Annotated in this window: 1 protein-coding gene; it reads right to left on the bottom strand. The window is 68.8% G+C overall.

All coding sequences use genetic code 11. The annotated features are described in order from the left end of the window. On the bottom strand, positions 1–509 hold a 509-nt coding region (locus SO156_RS45915; protein ID WP_498539474.1), incomplete at both ends, for a response regulator.

The raw sequence follows: 509 nt of genomic DNA, 5'->3' as shown, positions 1-509 counted from the left end.
CGGCTCAGCTCGGAGGCGCCGGCCGCGCCTGCGGTCTGCTCCTTCAGCGCCGCGATCAGACCGGGACGGTCGAACTTGGCGACATAGTCGTGGAAGCCGGCCTGCCGGCCGCGCTCGATCGCCGCCGGCGAGACCAGCGCCGACAGCCCGATGATCGGCATCGCGCCGAGATTGTGGTCGGAGCGGATGACTTCCGCGAACTCGAACCCGTTCATGTCGGGCATCTCGATGTCGGTCAGCACGACGTCGAAGCTCTGCGCGCGCAGCGCCGCAAGCCCCTCCTGCGCCGTCGGCGCGGTGCGGACGCGGTAGCCGGCCGCCTTCAGCACCGGGGCCAGCATGTTGCGGAAGAAGGCTGAGTCGTCGACCAGCAGCACCGACTGCGAATGCATCGACGGCTTCATCTCCTTGCGGGTGAACCAGTCGGCAAACGCCATCGGCAGGAAGTGGCCGACATCGATCACCTCGGTGGCCTGGCCCTTGATCACGGCCGAGCCCAGGATGCCGGC

The organism is Bradyrhizobium sp. UFLA05-125, assembly GCF_059803515.1.
The sequence above is the reverse complement of the archived record's forward strand: the minus strand, read 5'-3'. Positions and strand labels throughout refer to the sequence as shown.